Annotated in this window: 20 protein-coding genes; 10 read left to right on the top strand and 10 right to left on the bottom strand. The window is 59.5% G+C overall.

Annotated elements, in window-relative coordinates; genetic code table 11:
- Positions 1-137 precede the first annotated feature (137 nt).
- A complete protein-coding gene (locus AD669_RS12990; RefSeq protein ID WP_156316149.1) occupies positions 138-2321 on the top strand; it encodes a hypothetical protein in 2184 nt (727 codons plus the stop codon).
- Here the strand turns inward: AD669_RS12990 and AD669_RS12985 are convergent.
- The 3 genes from AD669_RS12985 to AD669_RS12975 form a co-directional block, all read right to left on the bottom strand.
- Entirely contained in the window at positions 2305-3060 is a 756-nt protein-coding gene (locus tag AD669_RS12985; RefSeq protein ID WP_053120300.1) for an anti-sigma factor, read from the bottom strand. The genes AD669_RS12990 and AD669_RS12985 overlap by 17 nt on opposite strands.
- Positions 3057-3542, bottom strand: a complete 486-nt coding sequence (locus AD669_RS12980) for a sigma-70 family RNA polymerase sigma factor (RefSeq protein ID WP_371262375.1) — start codon at positions 3540-3542, stop codon at positions 3057-3059. The genes AD669_RS12985 and AD669_RS12980 overlap by 4 nt, the downstream gene beginning before the upstream one ends.
- 63 nt (positions 3543-3605) lie before the next feature.
- Positions 3606-4139: a tetratricopeptide repeat protein gene (locus AD669_RS12975; protein WP_053120299.1), complete on the bottom strand. Its 534-nt coding sequence runs from the start codon at positions 4137-4139 to the stop codon at positions 3606-3608.
- A 159-nt stretch (positions 4140-4298) separates the two neighbouring features.
- Between AD669_RS12975 and AD669_RS12970 the strand changes: the two genes are divergently transcribed.
- The 3 genes from AD669_RS12970 (at position 4299) to nudC (ending at position 6914) form a co-directional block, all read left to right on the top strand.
- A complete protein-coding gene (locus tag AD669_RS12970) occupies positions 4299-5069 on the top strand; it encodes a class I SAM-dependent methyltransferase (RefSeq protein WP_053120297.1) in 771 nt (256 codons plus the stop codon).
- 195 nt (positions 5070-5264) lie between these two features.
- Entirely contained in the window at positions 5265-6077 is an 813-nt protein-coding gene (locus AD669_RS12965) for a crotonase/enoyl-CoA hydratase family protein (protein ID WP_053120295.1), read from the top strand.
- A 6-nt stretch (positions 6078-6083) separates the two neighbouring features.
- A complete protein-coding gene (nudC, locus tag AD669_RS12960; RefSeq protein ID WP_053120293.1) occupies positions 6084-6914 on the top strand; it encodes an NAD(+) diphosphatase in 831 nt (276 codons plus the stop codon).
- Here the strand turns inward: nudC and AD669_RS12955 are convergent.
- The gene (locus tag AD669_RS12955; protein WP_053120291.1) at positions 6882-7661 is read right to left on the bottom strand and encodes a TSUP family transporter; all 780 of its coding nucleotides are present in this window, start codon (positions 7659-7661) and stop codon (positions 6882-6884) included. The genes nudC and AD669_RS12955 overlap by 33 nt on opposite strands.
- Positions 7662-8021: 360 nt before the next feature.
- On the opposite strand from AD669_RS12955, the gene sfnG reads away from it, so the two are divergent.
- The gene (sfnG, locus tag AD669_RS12950; RefSeq protein ID WP_053120286.1) at positions 8022-9104 is read left to right on the top strand and encodes a dimethylsulfone monooxygenase SfnG; all 1083 of its coding nucleotides are present in this window, start codon (positions 8022-8024) and stop codon (positions 9102-9104) included.
- A 104-nt stretch (positions 9105-9208) separates the two neighbouring features.
- Here sfnG and AD669_RS12945 read toward each other — a convergent pair whose 3' ends face one another.
- Together AD669_RS12945 and AD669_RS12940 are read right to left on the bottom strand one after the other, a co-directional pair.
- Entirely contained in the window at positions 9209-9688 is a 480-nt protein-coding gene (locus AD669_RS12945; protein WP_053120284.1) for a nuclear transport factor 2 family protein, read from the bottom strand.
- 54 nt (positions 9689-9742) lie between these two features.
- Entirely contained in the window at positions 9743-10306 is a 564-nt protein-coding gene (locus tag AD669_RS12940) for a TetR/AcrR family transcriptional regulator (RefSeq protein ID WP_053120283.1), read from the bottom strand.
- 204 nt (positions 10307-10510) lie between these two features.
- Here AD669_RS12940 and pssA point away from each other — a divergent pair, with 204 nt between their 5' ends.
- Positions 10511-11854 carry a CDP-diacylglycerol--serine O-phosphatidyltransferase gene (gene pssA / locus AD669_RS12935; RefSeq protein WP_053120281.1) on the top strand — a complete coding sequence of 448 codons (1344 nt, stop codon included), beginning with the start codon at positions 10511-10513 and terminating at the stop codon, positions 11852-11854.
- Between the two features lie 108 nt (positions 11855-11962).
- On the opposite strand, the gene efeO (AD669_RS12930) is transcribed toward pssA, so the two are convergent.
- Genes efeO (AD669_RS12930) through efeU form a run of 4 tightly spaced genes read right to left on the bottom strand, consistent with a single transcriptional unit; the run spans position 11963 to position 16181 of the window.
- The gene (gene efeO / locus AD669_RS12930; protein ID WP_053120279.1) at positions 11963-12787 is read right to left on the bottom strand and encodes an iron uptake system protein EfeO; all 825 of its coding nucleotides are present in this window, start codon (positions 12785-12787) and stop codon (positions 11963-11965) included.
- A 29-nt stretch (positions 12788-12816) separates the two neighbouring features.
- On the bottom strand, positions 12817-14115 hold the full coding sequence (gene efeB / locus AD669_RS12925; protein ID WP_053120277.1) for an iron uptake transporter deferrochelatase/peroxidase subunit: 1299 nt from the start codon (positions 14113-14115) through the stop codon (positions 12817-12819).
- Positions 14116-14133: 18 nt separating this feature from the next.
- On the bottom strand, positions 14134-15333 hold the full coding sequence (gene efeO, locus AD669_RS12920) for an iron uptake system protein EfeO (protein WP_053120275.1): 1200 nt from the start codon (positions 15331-15333) through the stop codon (positions 14134-14136).
- Positions 15334-15341: 8 nt separating this feature from the next.
- Positions 15342-16181, bottom strand: a complete 840-nt coding sequence (gene efeU / locus AD669_RS12915) for an iron uptake transporter permease EfeU (RefSeq protein WP_053120273.1) — start codon at positions 16179-16181, stop codon at positions 15342-15344.
- 288 nt (positions 16182-16469) lie between these two features.
- Here efeU and AD669_RS12910 point away from each other — a divergent pair, with 288 nt between their 5' ends.
- From AD669_RS12910 to AD669_RS12895, 4 genes are all read left to right on the top strand, one after another.
- Entirely contained in the window at positions 16470-17486 is a 1017-nt protein-coding gene (locus AD669_RS12910) for an AraC family transcriptional regulator (protein ID WP_053120271.1), read from the top strand.
- Between the two features lie 278 nt (positions 17487-17764).
- Positions 17765-19429: an AMP-binding protein gene (locus tag AD669_RS12905; RefSeq protein ID WP_053120269.1), complete on the top strand. Its 1665-nt coding sequence runs from the start codon at positions 17765-17767 to the stop codon at positions 19427-19429.
- Positions 19430-19445: 16 nt separating this feature from the next.
- Positions 19446-20207: an SDR family NAD(P)-dependent oxidoreductase gene (locus tag AD669_RS12900; protein ID WP_053120266.1), complete on the top strand. Its 762-nt coding sequence runs from the start codon at positions 19446-19448 to the stop codon at positions 20205-20207.
- 12 nt (positions 20208-20219) lie between these two features.
- Positions 20220-21413, top strand: a complete 1194-nt coding sequence (locus AD669_RS12895; RefSeq protein ID WP_053120265.1) for an acetyl-CoA C-acyltransferase — start codon at positions 20220-20222, stop codon at positions 21411-21413.
- The last annotated feature ends 84 nt before the right edge of the window (positions 21414-21497 follow it).

Genomic DNA, 21497 nt, shown 5'->3' with positions numbered 1-21497 from the left:
AAAGGGACAGGTTACTGCCCTGATCAATCCCGTCTCCTCGCAAAGGACTGAAGCCGATGGCCGCGCCTACTCTCGACAAGCCTAGTGTTCCCGGTATGAAAGAACCGGTAACTGCACCGCAACCGGTCGATGGCGCGGTGCAACTGGCGCTGACTCAGCTCAATCCCGAAGGCGTGAAGGTATTCATTCAACCATCGTTGAGCACGGCGGCGGATGACTCGCTGCTGTTGCGCCTGAACGGCGCGGTGGCTGATAAAAAAATCATTACGGCAGGCGAGGAGAGTCAGCAGGCGACCCTGTTTGCGCCGGCAAAGCTGTGGAAGGACGGGGTCAATACGCTTGAATACGGCTTTGAGCGGGCCGGTGTGGAGCACGAAACTTCGCATCCATTGCTGCTTTGGTTTCACAGCAAGCGTCCAGGCGGTGTGGATTTCGATCCGGGTAACGAGGGGCACTCGGAGCTGACGCTGGAGATCGCGCAGTCCATCCGCGATGAAGGGGTGAACGCCGACCGAGCGCGCGATGGCGTCAACGTAAATGTTTTTTATCCGCTGATGAGGCCGTTCGATACGATCCGGCTCGATTGCAACGGGGTGGTTTTGAAACACGCAGTGAATCAGGCGGAGGCCGACAGCGGCCTGCCAGTGGCAATGACCATCGATGAAGCAACGTTCATTGCAGCGGGCGATCATCGGGATTTTCCGCTGAGTTACACCGTGTACGACTGTGCCGGGAACGGCCCGGACACCAACAATCCCGATTCAGCGGTGCAACATATCTATGTGAATCTCAAGGGCAATTGGTACGACCCACCGATTGTCAGTGAAGACCCGAACGATGCCGAGGATGACCCGGACACTATTGATTTGAGCAAGCTGGACGGCAAGCCGGCCACTGCGCAGGTTTATGTGCCGCGCAGTTGGTTGAAGGACGATGCAATCCATCTGCGCTGCATCTTCCGTACCGCCGGTGGTGGCGAAGAAGCATTGACCCTGATCGAGAAAATCAAAAACACGCCGTTTATGTATTCAATCCCGGTACCTCATGCGCATTTCGCCGCTGCTGCAGGCGGCAAAGCGATTTTTCACTACACACGGATGAGCGGCGGTGTCTTGCTGGATCGTTCAGAAGCGCTGACGGTCAGCATCACCGGCTCAGCGGCCTCCGACCTGAAGCCGCCGACGCTGGTCGGCGCCGGCAGCGAAGTGGAACCGCTGGCATTCCCGAACGGGCTTACTGTGCGAGTGGACTACCCGGATGCACACGAAGGCGATCAGGCACGCTTGGTGGTCGAAGGTGTTTCCGGGCTGGGTTCGCCAGTGTTTGCGCCAATCAACTTCAACAAAGACAAGCAGGCAACCTTCTTGCTCAAGCCGGAGGGGATTGCTGCCAATCACGGTAAAACCATCAAGCTTTATTGGGAGTTGTTGCGTGCTGGAGGCTTTCAACCTTCAGGTGCCGTTGACGTCATCGTGCAGCCAATTGCACACGGCGACTGGCAACTGCCAGTACCTCGTATCACCCAAGCCTTGGGTGACACGCTGGACATGGGGGCGTTTATCGGCCCGGCTGAGGCAACCTGTAAATCGTGGCCGGCGATGGCGGTCGGCCAATTGCGCTGGTTTCGCCTGATCGGGACGGATCACAGCGATAGGCCACACGAGATTCTGATCGCCAACGGGGCCCCGGTGACGCCGGTTGAAGTGATTAGTGGTCTGGAGAATACGTTGCCCCGCGCTGAACTCGAAAAATTCAAACCGGGCAGTGCGGTCACGCTGGAGTTGAAGGTGTCTTTCGACGGAAGCAAGGACGAGAGTGCGGCCGTGACGTACAAGACGATCGACTACAAAGTCTTCGACTCTCCCGCCACGCTGCTGGAGGATTTCACCAGCGCCAGCCCGCAAGCGGTGAAAGAGGGAGGCGTCATGGAAACGTCCAACCTCAAATTCACCTTCCAGTCAGGCGACGGCGAATGCGCAATCATGCAGCGTTCCGACATCGGCGAATCATTCCTCGGCCAGATCGAAGGCCAAGTGCTGAGCATTGGTCGCGATGCGTTTGGGCCGAAACCGGTCGTCGTAGAACTGGAATTGAAAAAGGCCTGTTCAAAAATCGGCTTCTATCATGTGAGTGTCAACTTCGGTGACAGCTTTGCGGAATATTTCGCCGCTGACGGAGCGTTGCTCGGCAGCCAATTCCTCGGGGCTTCATACAGCACTCCGGTAGGGGTTTCGTTAGCCGCAGCGGGAATCAAGTTCATCAAGATTACCTGTCCGACCGGAGACTGGTTCAGCCTCGACAACATTAGAGTCGAGTACTGATCAGTGACTTGGCCATGCCCGCCAGTTCGGAGGACGGGTTGTAACCGATGAGCATCCAGGCATGTTCGCGTTCGGTCCAATAGACGACGTTCATGTTGTGCCGGTGTTCCTGCGCGATTGGCCGACTGCCGCTGTTCGATCGCGTCACACACAGCGCCAGCGGCCCGTATTTGGCGTCAAGATAGACGATCTGCGCGATCGGCACGCCGTCGTATTCGAGCACTTGCGCGCGCCTGAATTCGGCACCTGGCAGTTTCAGTTTGGCCGTTGAAAGGCTCAGACCCAATCGCTTGTCCACTGCCTGCAGTTGCGCCCGTTGCGTGGCGTCGTCGGTAGGCAAGTGCGCGAGCGTTTGCGGCACGTACAGCGCCATGTAGTCACTGACCAGTTCACGCCAGTTGTGCGATTGTTTCGCTTGCCAACCGAGCACCAGGCGGTCAGCCAGTACGCCTGCGCCGACAAGCGCTGCCGCCGCCGCGCCGATGAACCAGCGTCGACTTATTCCCGGACGTTCTGGCGACGCGATCGCATCAAGCCGCGCTTGCAAACGCTCCATCGGTGCTTGTTGTGCGAGTTCGTCGTAGGCGTTTTTGTACGGCAGGTTGCTGCGCGCGAGCCATTGCACGCGCAGATTTAGCAGCGGGTCATCAGCGATGGCGTCGTCGAGTTGGCGCCGGTAGTCCGCATCGAGTTCATCGTCCAGGTAGGCGACGAGTTGCTCATCCGAAGGCGTGTTCATGGGCGATCACCTTCGGTGGCTTTCGGTACGGCTTGCAGCGGCGGATATTCGGCGAGTTTCAGCCGCGCGGTGGCGAGGCGGCTCATCACGGTGCCAATCGGCACTTGCAAGATCTCGGCGACTTCGCGATAAGACAACCCTTCGACGTAGGCCAGATACACGGTTTCGCGCTGGGTTTCGGGCAACGCATCGACGCGGCGAATCACTTGCGCAGCCATCACATGCGTCTGCGCCGCGTATTCGCCATCAAACGCCAGTTGACCGTCGGCATCGACCTGGCCGGCACCGTTGCGCACCCGACGCGCGCGCACTTCATTCAGCCAGATCGAATGCAGAATGCTCAACAGCCAGCGATCCATGCGCGTGCCCGCCGCGTATTGAGCAGAACGCTCCAGTGCCCGCACACACGTCGCCTGCACCAGATCCTCGGCGACATGCCGATTGCGCGACAGCAGCAAACCGTAGCGCCACAATCGCGCCAGATGCTGTCCGAGTTCCGCTCTGAATGCCTGATCGCTGACGATGATGGCCTCCGCTGTGATAGGTCAGGTTTTCGATGAACCGTTGATGGCTTGCGCCAGATCCTGATATTCCTCGCAGGACGTGCCGCAAATCGATTTGATCTGCTGCAACTGTTCTTGCGCCAGGTCGACGCGGCCTTTGATCACATAGGCTTCGCCGAGGTATTCGCGCACTTGCGCGTACTGCGGATCGAGTTTCACCGATTGCAGGTAATAGCCGATGCCTTCGTCGGTGCGCCCCAATTTGCGCGTGGCGTAACCGCGATAGTTGAGGGCTTTGGCGGTGTTCGGTTGTTGCAGTGTGTCGAGCAGTGCAAGGGCTTCTTCGTAGCGCCCGTCCTTGGCCAGTCGATAGGCGTAGTCGGTGCGATCGGCGTCCGGCAACAGGCTGCTGGTTTGCAGCGCGCATTTCTGCGATTTGCTGTCCCAGACCTGGCCTTTCGGGCATTCGGGCTTCTTCACCGGCTCGTCTTCATCACCGTTGGCGAAGGCCAAATGGCTGGACATCGCGGCGACCAGCAGCAACGGGGCGGCGAACATAACGGAACGGATAGTCATGGGCAAGGCTCCACAGGAGGTTATGTTTCACTTTGAACACCACAGCGTGAAATTTTATTCATTGCTTTGTCAGTGACTGTTCAAGTGAGGCACAAATTCCGGCGCTATGCTCGTGAGCGTCTGCCGTTGATCCGAAGCTCTGCCATATAGGGGACTGCCATGAACGATCAGCTCCATCACGCCACTGGCGGCTACAAAACCGCTGCCGATACCTACGTCAAAGGACGCCCGGATTACCCGCCACAAGTCAGCGACTGGCTGAGCGCAACGCTGGGGCTGGATAATCACCAAACCGTGATCGATCTGGGCGCCGGTACCGGCAAGTTCACTGGCCGGTTGGTAGCGACGGGCGCGCAGGTGATTGCCGTTGAACCGGTGGCGCAGATGCTGGAAAAACTCGCCGATGCCTGGCCGCAGGTGCTGGCTGTACACGGCACCGCGACCGATTTGCCGTTGCCGGATGCGTCGGTGGATGTGGTGGTCTGTGCGCAGGCGTTTCATTGGTTTGCCAGTGCAGAGGCGCTGACGGAAATCGCTCGGGTACTTAAGCCCGGCGGCAGGCTCGGGTTGATCTGGAACCTGCGTGATACGCGAGTCAGTTGGGTGCCGAAGCTGGACGCGATCGTCAATGCGCTGGAGGGCGATACGCCGCGTTACTACACCGGTGAATGGCGCAAAGCATTTCCGCATCCGTCGTTTGGGCCGTTGCAGGTGCAGCAGTTTCACAATGGGCATACCGGGTCGGCCGAGGATGTGCTGTTCAACCGGGTGCGTTCGACCAGTTTTATTGCCTCGCTGCCAGAGGCGCAGCGGGCGAGGGTGGATGAGCAGATTCGCGCGTTGATCTCATCCGAGCCTGAGTTGCGGGGCAGGGATGTGGTGACGGTGCCTTATGAGACTGCTGCATTTGTCGCGGTTAAAGGTAGTTAGATCGGCGGTGCGGGCTTCGCGGGCAAGCCTTGCTCCTACAGGGTTTGCGCCACTCCTGTGGGAGCAAGGCTTGCCCGCGATGAGGCCCTTCCAGACACCAGCAAAACTCAATCAGTCCCGCATTTGTCCGAACCGCCACCGTGATGCCTTGTTATAGTTCGGGCCTCATTTTCTGCCCGGTAAAGGATCACTGCCATGACTCAATACTCCGCCTTCAGCGTCGAACTGGCCGACAACATCGCCCATGTGCAGATCAATCGCCCGGAAAAGATCAATTCGATGAACGCGGCGTTCTGGAGCGAGATCGTCGAGATCTTCCAGTGGATCGACGACACCGACGAAGTGCGCGTGGTGGTGCTCAGCGGCAACGGTAAACATTTCTCCTCGGGCATCGATTTGATGATGCTCGCCGGCGTCGCCAATGAACTGGGCAAGGACGTCGGCCGCAACGCGCGCCTGCTGCGGCGCAAAATCCTCACCCTGCAAGCCTCGTTCAACGCCGTCGACAACTGCCGCAAACCGGTGCTCGCGGCGATTCAGGGTTACTGCCTGGGCGGTGCGATCGACCTGATCGCTGCCTGCGACATGCGTTACGCCGCCGAAGACGCGCAATTCTCGATCAAGGAAATCGATATCGGCATGGCCGCCGATGTTGGCACTTTGCAACGGTTGCCACGGATCATCGGTGACGGCATGCTGCGTGAACTGGCTTACACCGGTCGTACCTTCGGCGCTGACGAGGCGCGCAGCATTGGCCTGGTCAATCGCGTCTACAGCGACAAAGACACGTTGCTCGAGGGCGTGCTCGACATCGCCCGCGAAATCGCCTCGAAGTCGCCGATTGCGGTCACCGGCACCAAGGAAATGATCAGCTACATGCGCGACCATCGCATCGACGACGGCCTCGAATACGTTGCCACCTGGAATGCCGCCATGTTGCAATCCACCGATTTGCGCGTGGCCATGGCCGCCCACATGAGCAAACAGAAACCCGAATTTCTGGACTGAGAAACCATGACAGCTCGCTGGACCACTGCAGTACTCGACACCGATCAACCGGGCGGCTGGGCCGTGGCGCGCAGCCCGGAAGGCTTTCTGTTCGATGACAACGGCGCGCTGTTCCCCCGGGAATGGCTCAGGCGTCAGGACTTGTCAGTCCTCACCGAGCACGGCATTGGCCATCTCGACGGCGAGCCGGTGTATCTGTTGGAGTTGCGCAGCGCCAGCGAGGTGCCGGGGTGCAATTGGAAAGGTCTGCGGGCGTTCATGCTCGAGGGCGATCACACGATCTACAAAGTGCTCGGTTACGCCGCGCAGATTGGCACTTGGGCGCGCGAGCATCGTTTCTGTGGCAACTGCGGGCAAGCCATGACGCAAGTGCCGCGCGAGCGGGCGATGTATTGCCAGCCGTGCGACCTGCGCAGTTATCCGCGTATTTCGCCGAGCATGATTGTGCTGATCACTCGCGGTGACGAGATTCTGCTGGCCCGCTCACCGCGTTTCGTCACCGGGGTCTACAGCACGCTGGCCGGTTTCGCCGAGCCGGGCGAGTCTGCCGAGGATTGCCTGATTCGGGAAGTGCGCGAGGAAGTGCAGATCGAGGTGAAGAACATTCAGTACCTGGGCAGCCAGTGCTGGCCGTTCCCGCATTCGATGATGCTCGGCTTCCATGCCGAATACGCGGGGGGCGAGATTGTCTGTCAGGAAGACGAGATCGAGGACGCCCAGTGGTTCAACGTGCACGACCTGCCGCCGTTGCCGGCGTCCAAGTCGATTGCCCGTTACCTGATCGACGTCTACGTGGCGCGGCGCTTAGGCCACGCTGAACCAGTGCTGCCAGGCTAGGCGCACGGTCAAACCCAGCACCACGGTGATGAACACTGGGCGAATGAACTTGGCGCCGCCGCTGATCGCGGTGCGCGCGCCAAAGAACGCGCCAACCATTACCGACAGGCCCATGCTCAGGCCAATGATCCAGTCCACCTGCCCGGAAAACACGAACACCGACAGCGCCGCAATGTTGCTGACGAAGTTCATGCTGCGCGCCACGCCGCTGGCCTTGACCAGATCGATCGGGTAGAGCAGCAGACTGCTGACCGTCCAGAACGCGCCGGTACCGGGGCCGGCGACACCGTCGTAGAAACCGAGGCTGAAACCTTGGGTCGATTGCCATTTCTTTTTGATCGGCGCGTCGCTGTCCAGCGGTGCTTTTGGCGTGCCGCCGAATAACAGGTACAAGCCGCAAGCGAAGACGATCACCGGGAGCATTTTGTTCAGCCATTCCGCCGGCAGGTAATGGGCGACGACGGCACCGGTCAATGCGCCGACCAGTGTGCCGACAATGGCGTGAACCCATTGCCGTGGATGGAACAACTTGCGGCGGTAGAAGGTGAAACTGGCGGTCGCCGAGCCGAATGTTGAACTGAGTTTGTTGGTGCCCAGCACCAGGTGCGGCGGCAGGCCAGCGGTGAGCAACGCGGGTGTGGTCAACAGACCGCCACCGCCGGCGATGGCGTCGATGAAACCGGCAACGAAAGCGACAAGGGCGAGAATCGCCAGGGTGGTGAGGTCAACGCTGAGTTCGAAAGGCATGGAATCGGCTTATTCGGCAGGGCGCAGAACGGGAGCTGCGGGGAGGGCGGTTATGTTACCTGTATCCAACTGTTGCGGCGACCCATCGGACGCCTTCGCGAGCAAGCTCGCTCCCACAGTTTCTGGGTTGTTCGCAATATCGATATTCACTACAAATCCCCTGTGGGAGCGAGCTTGCTCGCGAAGGCGGCTTTCCAGCCACTGCAAAATCTACTGTTGCCCACTCAACAGCCAGCCAACAAATTCCCCCTCTACAAAACATCTACTCCACGCTAAACATCAATAAAACCAGGCATTCCAACCCTGGCACACTTGCTGCTCTACCTCTCCCATCTCCCAAAACATCCCGAGGACACGCCAATGAGCCAGCAACCCGTCAAATTTGCCTACTGGGTGCCAAACGTCAGCGGTGGGCTGGTAGTCAGCAAGATCGAACAGCGCACCGATTGGGGCATCGACTACAACCGCAAACTCGCGCAGATCGCCGAAGCCGCCGGGTTTGAATACGCGCTGACGCAAATCCGCTTCACCGCCGGTTATGGCGCCGAGTTCCAGCATGAGTCGGTTGCGTTCAGTCATGCACTGCTGGCCGCGACGACCAAGCTCAAAGTCATCGCCGCGCTCCTGCCCGGCCCGTGGCAGCCGGCGCTCGCGGCGAAGCAACTGGCGACCATCGATCAACTCACCAACGGCCGCATCGCGGTGAACATCGTCAGCGGCTGGTTCAAAGGCGAGTTTCAGGCGATTGGCGAGCACTGGCTGGAGCACGACGAACGTTATCGCCGTTCCGAAGAATTCATTCGCTGCCTGCGCGGTGTATGGAGTCAGGACAACTTCACCTTTCGCGGCGACTTCTACCGTTTCGACCATTACAGCCTGAAACCGAAACCGCTGGGGCGGCCGGAAATCTTTCAGGGCGGCAGTTCCCGCGCCGCGCGAGACATGGCCGCGCGGGTGTCGGACTGGTATTTCACCAACGGCAACAGCGTCGAAGGGATCAAGGCGCAGGTTGACGATATTCGTGCCAAGTCAGCGGCAAATAATCATGCGGTGAAGATTGGCGTCAATGCGTTCGTGATTGCCCGCGACACCGAAGAAGAAGCGCGAGCGGTGTTAGCGCAGATCATCGATCAGGCCGATCCGCAAGCGGTGAACGCGTTTGGCGATGCGGCGAAACAGGCGGGCAGGGCGTCGCCGGAGGGTGAAGGCAACTGGGCGAAATCGACGTTCGAGGATCTGGTGCAGTACAACGATGGCTTCAAGACCAATTTGATTGGTACGCCGTTACAGATCGCCGAGCGGATCGTGGCGTTGAAAGCGGTGGGTGTGGATCTGGTGTTGGCGGGGTTTCTGCACTTTCAGGAAGAAGTGGAATATTTCGGTGAGCGGGTGTTGCCGCTAGTGCGCGAACTTGAGGCCGAGAAGACCGCCGCCGTCGCCTGAACACCACAAATCCCCTGTAGGAGCTGCCGAAGGCTGCGATCTTTTGATCTTGAAAACAACATCAAAAGATCGCAGCCTTCGGCAGCTCCTACAGGAGACGGTGTTTACAGGCCCAGGTCGGACAGGCCTGGGTGATCATCCGGGCGGCGGCCCAGTGGCCAGCGGAATTTGCGTTCGCTCTCTTTGATCGGCAGGTCATTGATGCACGCATAGCGCTGGAACATCAGGCCTTGCTCATCAAACTCCCAGTTCTCGTTGCCGTAAGAACGGAACCAGTTGCCCGAATCGTCGTGCCATTCATAGGCGTAACGCACCGCGATGCGCGTGTCGGAGTAGGCCCAGAGTTCTTTGATCAAGCGGTAATCCAGCTCTTTCGCCCACTTGCGCGTCAGGAAGGCTTTGGCTTCTTCGCGGTTATTGGCGAATTCGGCGCGGTTGCGCCATTTGGTGTCGAGGGTGTAGGCCAGCGAGACCTTTTCCGGATCGCGGGAATTCCAGCCATCTTCGGCCAGACGCACTTTCTCGATCGCCGACTCACGGTTGAAGGGGGGCAATGGCGGACGTACTTGCGCTGCAGTAGACATATCAGACTCCCGATAGGGTTTGCGGTTTAACAACAAGTCCGGCTTATAAAGGCATTACAGATCCAACAACTTCCGCGCCATGTTTTGCGCGTTATCGGCGGCGCTGTGATCGCCCATCACCCGCGCGACGGTAATGGCGCCGTCAATCAGGATCAGCAGCTGTCTGGCCAGTTGCTGCGGATCCGCGACGCCCTGTTCGGTACATAGCTCAACCACGTAGTCGAGCAGCTTCTGTTTGTGTTCCTTGGCGATCAGACGCACCGGATTCTGTGGATCGCCCGTCTCGCCGCTGGTGTTGATGAAGGCGCAACCACGGAAACCTTCCGAGGCGAACCACTCCTTGAGCACGGTAAACAGGTTGAGCAGGCGATCGGCCGGGGTCTCGGCTTGATCAACGGCGTTTCGGTACCAGTGCATCCAGCGAATGTCGCGGCGTTGCAGAGCGGCGGCGACCAGTTGGTCTTTGTCCGCAAAATAACGGTAGATGCTTTTTCTCGAGACGCCGGCGGTTTTCACCAGGAGATCCATGCTGGTGGCGGCGATGCCACTTTTGTAGATCAGTTTTTCGGTGACGTCGAGGATAATGTCGCGGGTTTCGGTATTGATTGGTTCGTTCATGTGGCCGTCAGTAGAACGGGCGTTCTCCTTTTGCAATTGTTTTTTAAGATCAAAAGATCGCAGCCTTCGCCAGCTCCTACACGGGCCAATGTAGGAGCTGCCGAAGGCTGCGATCTTTTGACCTGTTTGAGGGCTCTAACAAGACCCGAAGGATGCGATGGTGTAAGCTCTCGGGTTCTTCGGATTCGACCCATTGCGAGCCCTATGCCGTTGCTTTTCAAACGTTCCTTGCTGCCCAAACTGCGCAGCTTTCCGCTGACCGCCGAGGCCATGACCATTCTGTCCGGCGCCGCCGAGTTCCGTCGTTGCCTGCTGGAAAAAATCGCCACGGCGACCCAGCGCATCTACATCGTCGCGCTGTATCTGCAGCAAGACGAAGCCGGTCAGGAAATTCTCGATGCCTTGCACGCCGCCAAGCTCAAACGTCCTGAGCTGGAAATCGCCGTGGTCGTCGACTGGCTGCGCGCGCAGCGCGGGCTGATCGGTGCCGGCAAGCAGCCGGGCAATTCCGCGTGGTACCAGGAAATGACCCGTACGCACCAGAGCGAAGTGCCGGTGTACGGCGTGCCGGTGCAGACCCGCGAACTGTTCGGCGTGTTGCATTTGAAGGGCTTCGTGATCGACGATTGCGTGGTCTACAGCGGTGCGAGCCTGAACAACGTTTACCTGCACAAGTTCGACAAGTACCGGTTTGACCGTTATCACGTGCTGCAAAGCCACGAACTGGCGGACTCGATGCATCATCTGGTCAAGCACGGCCTGATCGAATCCAAAGCCGTGCATCGCCTCGACCTGCCGAACCTGCCGACTACGCGCAGCCTGCGCAACGACATCGGTGATCTGCGCAGCCGCCTCAAATATGCAACGTACGACACGGCCACTGGCAGCACCGCCAGAGACGGTCTGTCGGTGACACCGTTGCTCGGCGTCGGCAAGAACAACCCGCTGAACCGGGCTATTCTCGAACTGATCGCCAGCGCGCAGAAACAGCTGACCATCTGCACGCCATACTTCAACTTGCCGCTGGGCGTGATCCGCGAGATCAACCGCGCATTGGCGCGTGGCGTGAAGATCGACATCGTGGTCGGCGACAAAACCGCCAACGACTTCTACATCCCGCCGAGCGAGCCGTTCAAGGTCATCGCGGCGCTGCCGTATCTGTACGAGATCAGCCTGCGCCGCTTTGCCAAACGCCATCAGCGCAACATCGACAGCGGCCAGTTGAACCTTCACTTGTGGCGTGATGGCGATAACACCTATCACCTCAAGGGCATGTGGGTTGATCAGCGTTATACGTTGTTGACCGGCAACAACCTTAATCCACGGGCGTTCCGTCTGGATCTGGAAAACGCGCTGCTGATTGAAGACCCGAAAGGCGAGTGGCTGGAACCACGGGCGAAGGAGCTGGAAGAGATTTTCCGCCATACCACGCGGATCGACAGCTTTCAGAATCTTGAGACGTTGCCGGAGTATCCGGGCGCGGTGGCGAAGTTTCTCAAGCGCGTGAGTCGGGTGCGGATTGAGCGGTTGCTGTACCGGATTCTCTGACGGTTAAAAGCAAAAGATCGCAGCCTCCGGCAGCTCCTACAGGGTGTACACCGCCCAATGTAGGAGCTGCCGAAGGCTGCGATCTTTTCTGCCAACAAATCAAATCTGTCAGTTGAGACCCAACTTCCCACGCAACGTGGACAGGTCTTCCGCCAAGGTATTCACCGGGCCGACCAGCGCTTTACGATCGTTATCCTTCACCTTGTCATACGTCTCAAATCCACCGTCCTTGGTCTTGTACTTGGCCAGAATCTTGTCGACCGTGGCGAAGTTTTTGTCGACCTTCGCGATGAACGCCTTGTCCTGCTTCTCGATCTGCGGACGGAACAAATCGACGATTTTCTTCGCACCGTCGATGTTGCCCTGGAAGTCATACAGATCAGTGTGGCTGTAACGATCTTCCTCGCCGGAGATCTTGGTTGCAGCGACTTCTTCCAGCAACGCAGCCGCGCCACCCACCACTTTCTCAGGCGGGAAGGTCAGGCCAGCGACGCGGGTTTGCAGGTCTTTGACGTCGCTGTTGAGCTTGTCTGCCAGCTCGTTCAGGCCCTGGGTGCTTTTCTCCGAGAACAGCGTGTACTCGATGCGGTGGAAACCGGTGAAGTCGTCAGCCTTCACGCCTTTCTCGTGGTCGTCGACGCGCGAATCGATGGACGCATCGAGGTCACTGAACAGCTCGGCAATCGGCTCGATCGACTCGTAGTAAACGCGGGTCGGGGCGTAGAGCTTTTGCGCGGTGGCCAGGTCGCCTTTTTTCACGGCGTCGGTGAACTGTTGGGTGTGGCTGCCCAGCTCATCGAGTTGCTCGGTGACGTAAATCTTGTAGTCCGACACCGGCCCGACCAGATCCAGCGGCGCTGTCGCGGCGAACGCCGACAGCGGGGTGTTGAGCAAACCAAGGGTCAGCAATAACGCGAGTGGCGTCTTCTTCATGGGGGCGGCTCCAGTGTTGAATGTTGTTTTTAGGCAGCGGTTTTGGGTTGTGCGGCGTTGAGCAGCGAGCGACCGATGAAATCCTTGTCGCCCGTAACACCCGGAAGGGTGAAGAAGTAACCGCCGCCGACCGGTTTGAGGTATTCCTCAAGCGGTTCGCCGTTGAGGCGGGTCTGCACGGTGATAAAGCCTTTTTCCAGATCAGCCTGGTAACAGATGAACAGCAGGCCCATGTCGAGTTGGCCGTTCTTGTTGACGCCGTTGGAATAGTTGAACGGCCGACGCAGGATCAGGTTGGCCTGGCTCGCGGCGGTGCGCGGGTTGGCCAAGCGAATGTGCGCGTCGAGTTTGGTCAGCTTGCCTTCCGGGTCTTTGTGATAGTCCGGGACTTCAGTTTCGTGTTTGCCACCGATAGGCGCGCCGGAGGTTTTCACCCGGCCAAGGATGCTTTCCTGTTCCTGCAACGGCGTGCGATCCCAGCGCTCGACGAAGTTGCGGATGATCCGCACCGCTTGGTAACTGCCATGCGCAGCCCAGGCCGGTTCGTCGCTGCCCGGTTGCACCCAGACGATGTTGTCCATGGCTTTCGCATCGTTGGAATTCGGGTTGGCCGAGCCGTCGCGAAAACCAAGAAAATTACGCGCCGATTGCGCCGGCACACCGGGTTTCGCCGGGGCTTGCGGCGGCACGCTGCCTTCCTGTTTCCAGCGCACCAGCAGCAGATCGGGCAGGTTTTTGACGATGTCGCGCAGGGCGTGAATATTGGTGTCGGTGGTGTTCGAGCAGAACTGCAAACTCAGATCGCCGTGGCAGCAATCGGCCTCCAGCGCATCGTTGGGGAAACCGACCATGCGTTGCAGGCGCTTGGGCTTGGCATCGGCCAGACCGAAGCGCTCGTCGAACAGCGATTCGCCGACGGAAACGGTGATGGTCAGGTTGTCCGGCGTCACGTTCGGGCCGAGGATGCCGGAGTCCGGTGGCGGCAACTTCGGATCGATTTGCTCAACCGGGCCGCCCTTCATCAGGAAGGCGATGCGCTCGTTGAGGGTGCGAAACAGTCGCTCAAGGTCTTCGCGATCACTGGCCAACACGTCGAACGAAACGAGCATGCCCGACGCCGGGCGCGGGGTGACGATGCCGGTTTGATGCAGGCCGTGGAAATCGTGGCGGTCTTCGGTTTTGTCGCTGCTCGGCGCTTCGGTGACTTGCGCCGGCGCGGCGGCCATGGCCGGGCAGCTCAGGGCTGAGCCGGCGAGGGCGACACCGGCGGCGCCCATGCCCATCAGGACACGGCGACGTTGCAGGTTGAGGGGTTCCAAATCTTTCATCGCGAATTCGTCTTCTGCTTACAGGCCGGAGAGGCCGAGGGCGGGATCAATGCCATCAAGCGCGTCGGCCAGAGCCTGGGCCTTGTCGGCGATCTGCTTGCGTTGTTCGCCGCTGACGGAGTCGTAGCTGGCGTAGCCGTCCTTGATCTTGTAGCTGTTGAGTTGTGTGTCGAAGTCCGTCAGTGCCTTGTCGATTTTCGGCAGCAGGTCAGCGGCTGACTTGCTCAGCATCGGCCGCAGCAAATCGACGACTTTGTGCGCGGTTTCAGCATTCGCGGCAAAACCGTTGAGATCGCTGTGGCTGTAGCGTTCCTCTTCACCGCTGGCGGCGCGCACGTCGGCGAGGGTGTTGAGGTTGCGCACGACAATATTCACCAGTTGCTCCGGTGGCAGCGATTGGGCGAGCAGTTGCTGTTTGAGCGTGGTGACGTCGCTGAGCAGGCGTTGGCCAATCGGCTTCAGTTCATCGAGTTTGCGCTGCTGGAAAAGGCCGAATTCGAGGCGATGGAAGCCGACGAAGGCCGGATCCTGTTCGCGTTTTTCGAAATAATCGGCGCGGGCATTGATGCTGTTGTCCAGCTCGGCCAAACGCTGCGCCGCCGGGGCCAGACGCTGATAAGCGGCACGCGCCGGCAGGTACAACGCCTGAGCCTGACTCAAATCACCGCTTTCAATCGCTTGATTGAGCGCGGTCACGGCTTTGATCAGCACGCTGCTCTGGCTGGCCAGGTACACACGGAATTCCGACAGCGGCCCGACGAAAGCCACCATCGACGGCTTGGCTTTGGCGGCAGCGTCAGACGCGGCAGTCGGCGTGACGTGCAAGGTGCCGCGCGGGTTGCTCAGCAGGCCGCAGGTGATCGCGTAATCGCCCGGTTGCAGATTGGCGTTGATCACCTGGCTCAGGCCGGGCGCGATGTTCTCGCGCTCTTCGACAACCAGCACGCCGTCGAGGATTTCCCATTCCACCGCGCGGTCGGAGCGGTTGACGATGCGGAAGCTGGCGCGGCCGGCCGGTACGGTCAGCGCATTCGGTTCGCAACTGCCCGGATGGATATTCACCACCACTTCATCGTGATTGTGCTGACGCTTGGCCGCAGCCATTTTCGAGGCGTACCAGAACAGGCCACCGGCGGCGATCATGATGACCACCGAACCGGCCACCGCCCAACGCAAGGCGCGGGGAGGGGAGGCCTGAGGAGTATTAGGCTTTGACATGAATGCCCTTATTGGCTGGAAACGGAAGACGATTGCGCGGCGGGTTTGGGCGCGGGGAGAAAGAACATCACCAGCGCCACCAGCAGATAAAGCAGATAGGCACCGAGGGTGCTGACGGTCGGCGCATCCTGATAACCGAACATGCCGGCGAGTACCGAGCCCAGCGGGCCATCCATCGGCAGCGTCGCGCTGAAGTCGAACAGCACGGTTTGCAGGTGATTCCACAGCCCGGCTTCATGCAGCGCCTGCACCGAGTTGGCGAGAATCCCGGCGGCGACCACCAGAATGAACAGGCCGGTCCACTTGAAGAATGCCGAAAGATTGAGGCGCATGCTGCCGCTGTAGATCAGGAACCCGACGATGATTGCCAGAATCAGGCCGAGCAGGGCACCGATCGGCGCGCCCGGGCCTTCGCTTTGCTGGAATACCGCGAGCAGGAAGAACACCGTTTCCAGACCTTCGCGGGCCACGGCAAAGAAGACCATGGCGATCAGCGCAATGACCTGATGCTTGGAAGAAGTCAGCGCGTGATCGAGTGAGGCTTGCAGCGAATGTTTGATCGAGCGCGCGACTTTGCGCATCCAGAACACCATCGAACTGAGAATCCCCACGGCGACCAGCCCGACGATGCCTTCAAACAGTTCCTGCTGCTTTTGCGGGAATTCAGCGCTGACCAGTTCCAGACCACCACCAACCAGCAGGGCGAGGGCGGCGGCAAGGAAAACGCCGATCCACACGGCAGGCATCCACTGGCCACGGCCGGTTTGCTGGAGGTAACTGGCGATGATGCCAACGATCAGCGCGGCTTCGATGCCTTCGCGCAGCATGATCAGAAAAGGAACGAGCATTAGGTGTCCAACGAATCATTCTGAGGGGTTACAAGTTGTAACATAATGACAACCATTCTCACATGACAATCATTGACACAAACCTGAACAGAAGCTGAACAAAGTAAAGAACAACCATTCTCATGCGGGTGACACCGGAATGTTGTAGGAGCTGCCGAAGGCTGCGATCTTTTGATCTTGGTTTAGAAAATCAAAAGATCGCAGCCTTCGGCAGCTCCTACATAGGGTTTCGTGTGGCCTGAGGTAAGATGCGTGTCATCGAAAAAACAACAGGAATACGCGCGCTCCATGTCGGAAAAAGACACCATCGCCGTTCAACTGGTGCGTGAAGCGCTGCTGCAAAGTTGTGCCCCGGGCGTGGCCACGGAAGAAGTCTTGAACAAGGTCGGGATTGATCCGGCGTTGCTGCGAACCGACAACGGTCGAGTGCCGGCCTCGCAGTACGCCAAACTCTGGCGCCTGCTGGCCCGGCGCGGTGACGACGAATTCTTCGGCATGGATCCGCGCCGGCTCAAGTCCGGCAGTCTGGAGTTCCTCTGCCGCAGCGCCATGGCGCAACCCACGCTTGCCGCGGGTTTGAGTACGGGTTTGAGTTTTCTCTCGCTGATGCTGGAGCGCATGCCGGCGCAGTTGGTGCATCAGCAGAGCCTCGCCGAAATCGTTCTGCTTGAGGATGACCCCGAACCGCGTCGCGCCTTCACCTATTTCACTTACTGGATGATCGTCCACGGCGTCGCCTGTTGGCTGGCGGGGCGGCGGATTCCGATTCTGGCGATAGAGCTGCGTTGCCCCGAGCCGCCGTTCACCGATGACTATCGGGTGATGTTTTCCGAGAACCTGCGTTTCGATCGACCGCGCACGCGGATGATCTTCTCGGCGGATTGCCTCGATCTGCCGATCAAGCGGTCTGCCGAAGAGTTGAAACGCTTTCTGGCCCATGCGCCGGCGAACATTCTGGTGAAGTACCGCGACCCGGAGAGCCTGGCGAGTCGGATCAAGCAGGATCTGCGAGAGTTGCCGGCCGAGCAGTGGCCGGAAACCGAGGCCCTGGCGCAGCAATTGTGCATGTCGGCCTCGACCTTGCGCCGAAGACTGGCCGAGGAAGGGCAGACGTATCAGGGGCTCAAGGACAGCGTGCGCAAGGAATTGGCGATTGTCTGGCTGGCGGAGCCTTCGATCAGTTTTGTTGAGATTGCGAGTCGGTTGGGGTTTGCCGATGCGAGTTCGTTTTATAAGGCGTTTCGTAAATGGTCGGGGTCGAATCCGGGGCACTATCGGACGCTGATTTTGAATGAGATTGTCTGACCCGGCCCTATCGCGAGCAGGCTCACTCCTACATTTGAAAGGCACTCCCCTGTAGGAGCTGCCGAAGGCTGCGATCTTTTGATCCTGTTCTAAAAAAATAAACGTCAAAAGATCGCAGCCTTCGGCAGCTCCTACAGGGAGGGCGATGTTGAGCTGTCTTGGCCAAACCAGTCAGCCACTTTGATGGCTTTGACCATTGCCCCAACCCCCGCACAGCGCGACTATCCCTCTGTTGTTTACGGTTCCCAGCCTAATAAAAACACAGAGGGATTCTGGCAATGCGCGATTACTTGTCTGCCACCACACAGTTCAACTATCAGCACACCGTGGAAGCCGCGCTCAGCGGTACGCTGGAGGCGCTCAACGCCTGCGTCGAATGCTGCGACCGCCACGCCTTGCCCGGGCGCATTGCGCTGTTCTGGGAAGGTCGCGACGGCGCCAGTGCGACGTACACCTTCAGCGACCTGCAGGACAAAGCTGCGCGTTTCGCCAATTTCCTTCTCGCCCAAGGCGTGCAGAAGGGTGACAAAGTCGCCGGCCTGCTGCCGCGCAACATCGAATTGCTCATCACCGTGCTCGCCACCTGGCGCATCGGCGCGGTTTATCAACCGCTGTTCACCGCGTTCGGCCCGAAAGCCCTCGAACATCGCCTGAACAGCTCCGGCGCCAAAGTCGTAGTCACTGATGCGATCAACCGGCCGAAACTCACTGAAGTCGCCGATTGCCCAACCCTGGTCACCGTCGGCGGCGCCAAAGGCCAGGGCATCGTCCGTGGCGATTTCAGTTTCTGGGCCGAACTGGCCAATTATTCCAACCTCTGCGAGCCAGTGCTGCTGACCGGCGAAGACCCGTTTCTGCTGATGTTCACTTCGGGCACCACCGGCCCATCGAAAGCGCTGTCGGTACCACTCAAAGCCATCGTCGCGTTCCAGAGCTACACCCGCGATGCCGTTGATCTGCGCCCGGAAGATGCATTCTGGAACGTAGCCGATCCGGGCTGGGCCTACGGCATTTATTTCGGCGTCACCGGCCCATTGTCGATGGGGCATCCGATCACCTTTTACGATGGCCCGTTCACCCTCGAAAGCACCTGCCGGGTGATCAACAAGTACGGCATTACCAACCTCACCGGTTCACCGACGGCCTATCGTCTGCTGATCGCCGGCGGTGACGAGTTCGCCAAGTCGATCAAAGGCAAATTGCGCATCGTCAGTAGCGCCGGCGAGCCGCTGAACCCGGAAGTGATCCGCTGGTTCGCCGACAACCTCGGCGTGGTTATTCACGATCACTACGGCCAGACCGAATTGGGCATGGTGCTGTGCAACCACCATGGCCTCGATCACGCGGTACACGTCGGCGCTGCCGGTTTTGCCTCGCCGGGCCATCGCATCGTCGTGCTCGATGATCAGTACAACGAACTCGGAGTCGGCCAGCCCGGCATCCTCGCCATCGACCGTCCGCAATCACCGATGTGCTGGTTCGGTGGCTACGAAGGCGCGCCGACCAAGGCCTTCGTCGGCGATTACTACTTGAGTGGCGACACCGTGGAATGGAACACGGACGGCAGCATCAGTTTCGTCGGCCGCAGCGATGACGTGATCACCACCTCCGGCTATCGCGTTGGCCCGTTCGACGTCGAAAGCGCACTGATCGAACATCCTGCAGTGGTCGAAGCGGCCGTCGTCGGCAAACCGGATCCGGAGCGCACCGAGCTGGTCAAAGCTTTTGTCGTGTTGAGTGCGCAATACCGCGCCGCGCCGGAGCTGGCCGAAGAACTGCGCCAACATGTTCGCAAGCGTCTGGCGGCGCATTCGTACCCGCGTGAAATCGAATTTGTCAGCGGATTGCCCAAGACCCCGAGCGGCAAATTGCAGCGCTTTATCTTGCGCAACCAGGAAATCGCCAAGGCTCAAGAGGCCGCGGCGCATAACGTTTCAGCTTGAATCAGGAAAGACAGTCATGCAGATCGAGAACAAGGTTTTTATCGTCACCGGCGGTGCGTCTGGCCTAGGCGCGGCCACCGCTGAATTGCTGGTGAATGCCGGCGCCAAAGTGATGCTGGTGGACATGAACGCCGAAGCGGTTGCCGCTCAGGCTCAGCGTCTCGGTGCGCAAAGTGTGGTGGCCGACATCAGCAACGAAGCCGCCGCCGAAGCTGCTGTGCAAGCGACCGTCGCCGCATTTGGCAGTCTCAATGGTCTGGTCAACTGCGCTGGCATCGTCCGTGGCGAGAAAATCCTCGGCAAGAACGGCCCGCATGCGTTGAGCAGTTTCGCGCAAGTGATTAACGTCAACCTGATCGGTAGCTTCAACATGCTGCGTCTGGCCGCTGCGGCGATTGCCGAATCCGAAGCCAATGCCGACGGCGAACGCGGCGTGATTATCAACACTGCCTCGGTCGCAGCGTTCGACGGCCAGATCGGTCAGGCAGCTTACGCCGCATCCAAAGGCGCAATCGCCAGTCTGACTCTGCCCGCCGCCCGTGAACTGGCGCGCTTCGGCATCCGCGTGATGACCATCGCCCCGGGCATTTTCGAAACCCCGATGATGGCCGGCATGACCCCGGAAGTCCGCGACTCGCTGGCCGCCGGCGTACCGTTCCCGCCGCGTCTGGGCAAGCCTGCCGAATACGCTGCACTGGTTCGGCATATCATCGAAAACAGCATGCTCAACGGCGAGGTGATCCGTCTCGACGGCGCCTTGCGCATGGCCGCCAAGTAAGGAGGATTTGTCATGACTATTTCCAACGATCCGATTGTTATCGTCAGCGCCGTGCGCACACCGATGGGCGGTTTTCAGGGCGAACTGAAAAGCCTCACCGCGCCGCAACTCGGTGCGGCGGCGATCAAGGCTGCGGTTGAGCGTGCCGGTGTTGCCAGTGACGCGGTGGATGAAGTGCTGTTCGGTTGCGTGTTGCCGGCCGGCCTCGGTCAGGCGCCGGCGCGTCAGGCTGCGCTGGGCGCCGGGCTGGATAAATCGACCCGTTGCACCACGGTCAACAAGATGTGCGGTTCGGGCATGGAGACCACGATTCTGGCCCACGACATGCTGATGGCCGGCAGCGCCGATGTGGTGATCGCGGGTGGCATGGAGAGCATGTCCAACTCGCCGTATCTGCTGGATCGTGCTCGCGCTGGCTACCGCATGGGCCATGGCCGTGTGCTTGATTCGATGTTCCTCGACGGCCTCGAAGACGCTTACGACAAGGGCCGCTTGATGGGCACCTTCGCCGAGGATTGTGCCGAAACCAATCACTTCAGCCGCGAGGCTCAGGATGCATTCGCCATCGCCTCCACCACTCGCGCTCAGCAGGCAATCGAGGACGGCAGCTTCAAGGACGAAATCGTCCCTCTGACCGTGACCGTCGGCAAAGAACAGGTGCTGATCAGCAACGACGAACAGCCACCGAAAGCCAAACTGGACAAGATCGCCTCGCTGAAACCGGCGTTCCGCGAAGGTGGCACGGTGACGGCGGCAAATTCCAGTTCGATTTCTGATGGCGCGGCGGCGTTGGTGCTGATGCGTCAATCGCAGGCGCAGAAGCTGGGGTTGAAACCGCTGGCGGTGATTCATGGTCACGCGGCGTTCGCCGACACCCCAGGCCTGTTTCCGGTGGCGCCGATTGGGGCGATCAAGAAGTTGATCAAGAAAACCGGTTGGTCGCTGGGTGATGTCGATCTATTTGAGGTAAATGAAGCGTTTGCCGTGGTCGGCATGGCGGCGATGACGCATCTGGAAATCCCGCATGACAAGTTGAATGTGCATGGCGGTGCGTGTGCGCTAGGGCATCCGATCGGTGCATCGGGTGCACGGATTCTGGTGACGCTGCTCTCGGCCCTGCGCCAGCGAAACCTCAAGCGCGGTATCGCTGCGATCTGCATTGGCGGCGGCGAAGCCACGGCCATGGCCGTGGAATGCCTCTACTAAACACACCACCCCTGTAGGAGCTGCCGCAGGCTGCGATCTTTTGACTTTGATTTTTGGAAAACAAAAGCAAGATCAAAAGATCGC

It is taken from the genome of Pseudomonas sp. P1.31 (assembly GCF_001269815.1).
Classification (GTDB): Bacteria; Pseudomonadota; Gammaproteobacteria; order Pseudomonadales; family Pseudomonadaceae; genus Aquipseudomonas; species Aquipseudomonas rustica.
The sequence above is the reverse complement of the archived record's forward strand: the minus strand, read 5'-3'. Positions and strand labels throughout refer to the sequence as shown.

Bases quoted from the DNA above. Each gene is read 5' to 3' on its own strand.
- AD669_RS12940 (WP_053120283.1), bottom strand. From the start codon at position 10,306: ATGAACGAACCAATCAATACCGAAACCCGCGACATTATCCTCGACGTC.
- nudC (WP_053120293.1), top strand. From the start codon at position 6,084: ATGACAGCTCGCTGGACCACTGCAGTACTCGACACCGATCAACCGGGC.
- AD669_RS12895 (WP_053120265.1), top strand. From the start codon at position 20,220: ATGACTATTTCCAACGATCCGATTGTTATCGTCAGCGCCGTGCGCACA.
- efeO (WP_053120275.1), bottom strand. From the start codon at position 15,333: ATGTCAAAGCCTAATACTCCTCAGGCCTCCCCTCCCCGCGCCTTGCGT.
- efeO (WP_053120279.1), bottom strand. From the start codon at position 12,787: ATGAAGAAGACGCCACTCGCGTTATTGCTGACCCTTGGTTTGCTCAAC.
- efeU (WP_053120273.1), bottom strand. From the start codon at position 16,181: ATGCTCGTTCCTTTTCTGATCATGCTGCGCGAAGGCATCGAAGCCGCG.
- AD669_RS12945 (WP_053120284.1), bottom strand. From the start codon at position 9,688: ATGTCTACTGCAGCGCAAGTACGTCCGCCATTGCCCCCCTTCAACCGT.
- AD669_RS12955 (WP_053120291.1), bottom strand. From the start codon at position 7,661: ATGCCTTTCGAACTCAGCGTTGACCTCACCACCCTGGCGATTCTCGCC.
- AD669_RS12975 (WP_053120299.1), bottom strand. From the start codon at position 4,139: ATGACTATCCGTTCCGTTATGTTCGCCGCCCCGTTGCTGCTGGTCGCC.
- AD669_RS12970 (WP_053120297.1), top strand. From the start codon at position 4,299: ATGAACGATCAGCTCCATCACGCCACTGGCGGCTACAAAACCGCTGCC.
- AD669_RS12985 (WP_053120300.1), bottom strand. From the start codon at position 3,060: ATGAACACGCCTTCGGATGAGCAACTCGTCGCCTACCTGGACGATGAA.
- AD669_RS12900 (WP_053120266.1), top strand. From the start codon at position 19,446: ATGCAGATCGAGAACAAGGTTTTTATCGTCACCGGCGGTGCGTCTGGC.
- pssA (WP_053120281.1), top strand. From the start codon at position 10,511: ATGCCGTTGCTTTTCAAACGTTCCTTGCTGCCCAAACTGCGCAGCTTT.
- sfnG (WP_053120286.1), top strand. From the start codon at position 8,022: ATGAGCCAGCAACCCGTCAAATTTGCCTACTGGGTGCCAAACGTCAGC.
- AD669_RS12965 (WP_053120295.1), top strand. From the start codon at position 5,265: ATGACTCAATACTCCGCCTTCAGCGTCGAACTGGCCGACAACATCGCC.
- AD669_RS12910 (WP_053120271.1), top strand. From the start codon at position 16,470: ATGTCGGAAAAAGACACCATCGCCGTTCAACTGGTGCGTGAAGCGCTG.
- efeB (WP_053120277.1), bottom strand. From the start codon at position 14,115: ATGAAAGATTTGGAACCCCTCAACCTGCAACGTCGCCGTGTCCTGATG.
- AD669_RS12905 (WP_053120269.1), top strand. From the start codon at position 17,765: ATGCGCGATTACTTGTCTGCCACCACACAGTTCAACTATCAGCACACC.